Annotated in this window: 1 pseudogene; it reads right to left on the bottom strand. The window is 65.6% G+C overall.

Annotated elements, in window-relative coordinates:
• Positions 1 to 418, bottom strand: a pseudogene (locus AC1RP4_RS07750) (hypothetical protein); the annotation flags it as partial.

The raw sequence follows: 418 nt of genomic DNA, 5'->3' as shown, positions 1-418 counted from the left end.
AACGGATTCTTCGACGAGGACGACAGGGTCGTGCTTGGCGGCGTCCTCGAGCGCGGTCGTCAGCTCACGTGGTAGCAGGACGCGGGAGATGCCGTAGGAGGCTCCGAGTCGAGCGGGTTTGACGAAGACCGGCAGCTCCAGCTCACGTGTCACCGTCTGCTTGAGCTTGCGCAGATCACGGCCATACCGGTAGTCGATTCCCTTCAGCCCGGCGCGGGTGAGGAGGTCGTTGAAGACGCCCTTGTGTGCGGCGATCGCTGCCGCCGCTGGCGAGGAACCCACATAGGGGACTCCGGCGAGCTGGAGTGCACCTTCCAGGCCGCTGACGAGCGGAATGACGACATCACTGTCTGCGGCCTCTGCAATGACTTGAAGCCGGGCAGCGGGCCGGTTCGCGTCGGGCAGCGGCACGATGGAC

Source organism: Dellaglioa sp. CoH-56-MRSF-10 (assembly GCF_056782175.1).
The sequence above is the reverse complement of the archived record's forward strand: the minus strand, read 5'-3'. Positions and strand labels throughout refer to the sequence as shown.